The sequence below is a fragment of the Sphingomonas sp. CCH9-F2 genome, assembly GCF_001556735.1.
Classification (GTDB): Bacteria; Pseudomonadota; Alphaproteobacteria; order Sphingomonadales; family Sphingomonadaceae; genus Sphingomonas; species Sphingomonas ginsenosidimutans.
Genome location: NZ_LSJO01000449.1, coordinates 1 through 3,651 on the forward strand (window position 1 = coordinate 1; position 3,651 = coordinate 3,651).

Consider the following 3,651-nt stretch of genomic DNA (forward strand, 5'->3'; position numbering starts at 1 on the left):
CACTGTGTGCCTTTTCTATCTAGCGGAGCGGTGTCATTTCTACTTAGCGGTTACAAACGGAAAAGCCGATAATAGATATTATGTAAAAAGAGCGATGATGCCGTAGGCGACGCCAAAGATCGCGACCCAGATCAGAACCAGCATCACCGTTCGAGACAGCGGCATCCGCCGGGCGACCAGCGCCGACAGCGGCAGGATCAGCATCAGCGCCAGGATCATCGCGCGCATCGTGGTATCGTTCACGACGACCACTCCCAGCCGTCATGGCCCGGCTCGACCGTGGCGGGCAACTCAGCGCGCAGCGTGGCATAATCCATCGACTGGTCCATATGCACCAGTACCGCCGCCGCGGGCGTCAGTTCCGCGATCCAGCCCAGTGCCATCGCCAGATCCGGATGGCTCGGGTGCGGCCTGCGGCGCAGCGCATCCAGCACCCACAGATCCAGATCAGTATATAACGCCCGCGTCGCCTCAGTCAGCGCGTGCAGATCGGTCGCATAGCCGATCGCCCGCCCGTCCGCCTCGAACCGCAATCCGGCCGAGGTGATCGGGCCATGCGGCTGGTCGGCGACGTGGATCGTGATCCCGCCGATCGTCAGTCGATCGGGCAGCGTCGCCAGTTCGACGGTCGGCGGATAACCATGCGCGCCGTCAAAGACATAGCCGAATTGCGCGCGTAGCCGTGCCTCCGTCGATGACCTGGCATAGCCAATCACCGGCCGCGCCATCGCGTGATAGACCTGCCGGAGATCGTCGATGCCGAAGATGTGGTCGGCATGCGCATGGGTCCAGATCACCGCATCGACCCGGTCGACCCCGGCGGCCAGCAGTTGTTCGCGCATGTCGGGGCTGGTGTCGATCAGGATGCGGGTGCCGTCATGTTCGACCAGCGCCGACGATCGCGTGCGGCGGTTGCGCGGCTCGGCCGGATCGCAGGCACCCCAGTCGTTGCCGATCCGCGGCACGCCCGATGAGGTTCCCGATCCCAGCAGGCGGATCTTCACGCCGCGCGCGTCCGATCGAACAGGCGGTGGAAGTTAGCGGCTGTATATGTCTGTAATTCTTCGACATCTTCGCCGCGCAGCGTCGCCAGGAACGCCGCCGTATCGGCGACGAACGCCGGCTCGCCGGTCTTCCCGCGGTGCGGCACCGGCGCCAGGAACGGCGCGTCGGTTTCGATCAGCAGCCGCTCGCGCGGCAGCCGCGCGGCGGTCGCCTGCAACGCCGCGGCATTGCGAAACGTCACGATCCCGGAGATCGAGATGTATAGGCCCAGGTCGAGCGCGATGTCGGCAAAGGCATCACTCGCGGTGAAGCAGTGGATGACGCCGGTATAGGCCCCCTCCTCCATCGCCTCACGCATCAGCGCCGCTGTGTCGTCCTCCGCGTTCCGGGTATGGACGACGATCGGCAGCCCGGTTTCCCGCGCCGCATCGATATGCGCGCGAAAACTCGCCTGCTGACGCGCGCGGTCGGAATGGTCGTAGAAATAATCGAGGCCGCTTTCACCGATGCCGACCACCCGCGGGTGGCGCGCGCGGTCGACCAGCTTGGCGGTATCGACATGCGGATGCTGGTCCGCCTCATGCGGGTGGATGCCCACCGTCGCCCACACGTCCTGCTCACGCTCGGCCGTGGCCAGCACCGCATCCCACTCGCTTTCGCGCGTCGCGATGTTGAGCATCGCGGTTACTCCGCGCGCCCGCGCCCGCGCCAGCACGTCGGCCTGCTCCTCGGCCAGCCCCTTGTAGTTCAGGTGGCAGTGGCTGTCCGCCAGCATCACGCCGGCTCCGGCTCGGCGGCCGGCATCTCCAGCCGCGGGAAGGCGGCGGTCGGTGCCGCCAGCACGAAGCCGGCATCGACATGCCGCTGGTACCAGCCGTCGTCGTCGATCGCATCATGGTCGCGATCCTCGACACCCAGCAGGTCCAGGATCCGTTCCGCACCCTCCGGCACCACCGGCAAGACCACGATCGCCAGCATCCGGATCGCGCGGACCAGCGTGCGCAGCACCGCGTGCATCCGCTCGGGATCGGTCTTGCGCAGCGACCATGGCGCCTGCGCGTCGATATACTGGTTGCAGGCGTAGACGCCGCGCAGCCACGACTCGATCCCCTGGCTCAGCATCAGGTCGTCGAACGCGGTCTTGAGGCCCGCACAGGCGACCACCACCTCCTCGATCAACTGTCCGTCGGCATCCTCGCTGCGCCCCGCCTCGGGCAGCGCGCCGCCCAGGTTCTTGGCGATGAACGACAAGGTGCGCTGCGCCAGATTGCCGAAGGCATTGGCCAGTTCGGCGTTCACGCGCGTGACGATCGCCTCCGCCGAATAACTGCCGTCCTGTCCGAAGCTTACCTCGCGCAGCAGGAAGTAGCGCAGGCCGTCGACGCCGAACGCGCGCGCGAGATCGCCGGGATCGACGACATTGCCGAGGCTTTTCGACATTTTCTCGCCCCGGTGAAGCAGGAAGCCATGCCCGAACACCGTCTTCGGCAGCGCGACCTTCGCCGACATCAGGAACGCCGGCCAATAGACCGCGTGGAACCGCACGATATCCTTGCCGATCAGGTGCAGGTCGGCGGGCCAGTATGGCATATCGCCATCGGGATAGCCCGCGCCCGTCAGGTAGTTGGTTAGCGCATCGACCCACACGTACATCACGTGCCCGGCGCTGCTCGGCACCGGCACGCCCCAGTCGAAGCTGGTGCGCGACACCGACAGGTCGGAAAGCCCGCCCTCCACGAAGCGCATCACCTCGTTGCGGCGTGATTCCGGGCGGATGAAATCGGGGTTCGCGGCGTACAGGTCGAGCAGCGGCTGCTGATATCGGGACAGGCGGAAGAACCACGTCTCCTCCGCGGTCCAGGTCACCGGCGTGCCTTGGGGTGAAAGCTTGACGCCCCCTTCCCCGTCGACCAGTTCCTTCTCATCGTAAAAGGCTTCGTCGCGAACCGAATACCAGCCTTCGTAGCGGTCGAGGTACAGGTCGCCGGCGTCCGCCATCGCCTGCCAGATCGCCTGGCTGGCGCGGTGGTGATCGGCATCGGTGGTGCGGATGAAACGATCATAGCTGATGCGCAGGTCGTCGCACATTGCCTTGAAATACGACGACATTTCATCAGCGAGCGCACGCACATCCATGCCCTTGTCGCGCGCGGTCTGAACCATTTTCAGGCCATGTTCGTCGGTACCGGTCTGGAATCGCACATCACGCCCGGCCTGCCGCTGGAACCGTGCGATCGCGTCGGCGGCGATCGCCTCATAAGCGTGGCCGATATGCGGACGGCCGTTGGGATAGCTGATCGCGGTGGTGATATAGAAGGGTTCGCCCATAGCGACGCCCTCCTAGCGCCCTCACGGACGCGGCGCCAGCCGTGCCACGACCCCCGCCAGTTCGTAGACGGTGCCTTGCGCATCCAGCGACAGCCCGCGCGCCGCCGCGGCGATCCCGCGCGCCTCGTCATAGGCGTCCAGCGCGCGGCGCAGGTCCTCGCCATGCCGCATCGCCGCCATTTGCGCGATGACGGTGGGCACGCGGTCGAGGAACGCCTCATATCGTGCCTGTGCTGCCTTGGGCGACAGCGCCTTGGCCAGGCCTGCGCGGCGCGCGTTCGCCGGATCGCCGTCACGCCCGATCGCGGTCAGCGCGGT

Annotated in this window: 4 protein-coding genes and 1 pseudogene; all 5 read right to left on the bottom strand. The window is 66.3% G+C overall.

The features are described 5' to 3' along the window. Positions 1–78: 78 nt before the first annotated feature. The gene (locus AX685_RS22640; RefSeq protein WP_197418600.1) at positions 79–228 is read right to left on the bottom strand and encodes a hypothetical protein; all 150 of its coding nucleotides are present in this window, start codon (positions 226–228) and stop codon (positions 79–81) included. Between the two features lie 11 nt (positions 229–239). Beyond that, positions 240–1,004 carry an MBL fold metallo-hydrolase gene (locus AX685_RS12425; RefSeq protein ID WP_066489148.1) on the bottom strand — a complete coding sequence of 255 codons (765 nt, stop codon included), beginning with the start codon at positions 1,002–1,004 and terminating at the stop codon, positions 240–242. Continuing rightward, positions 1,001–1,780, bottom strand: a complete 780-nt coding sequence (locus AX685_RS12430) for a TatD family hydrolase (protein WP_066489150.1) — start codon at positions 1,778–1,780, stop codon at positions 1,001–1,003. Before AX685_RS12430 ends, AX685_RS12425 begins: the two co-directional genes overlap by 4 nt. Further along, complete coding sequence (gene metG, locus AX685_RS12435; RefSeq protein ID WP_066489153.1) at positions 1,780–3,333, bottom strand: methionine--tRNA ligase; 1,554 nt, start codon at positions 3,331–3,333, stop codon at positions 1,780–1,782. Before metG ends, AX685_RS12430 begins: the two co-directional genes overlap by 1 nt. Positions 3,334–3,354: 21 nt before the next feature. Beyond that, a pseudogene (locus AX685_RS22645) lies at positions 3,355–3,651 on the bottom strand (DNA polymerase III subunit delta'); the annotation flags it as partial.

Coding starts and splice junctions, on each gene's coding strand:
- AX685_RS22640 (WP_197418600.1), bottom strand. CDS start 228: ATGCGCGCGATGATCCTGGCGCTGATGCTGATCCTGCCGCTGTCGGCG.
- AX685_RS12430 (WP_066489150.1), bottom strand. CDS start 1,780: ATGCTGGCGGACAGCCACTGCCACCTGAACTACAAGGGGCTGGCCGAG.
- metG (WP_066489153.1), bottom strand. CDS start 3,333: ATGGGCGAACCCTTCTATATCACCACCGCGATCAGCTATCCCAACGGC.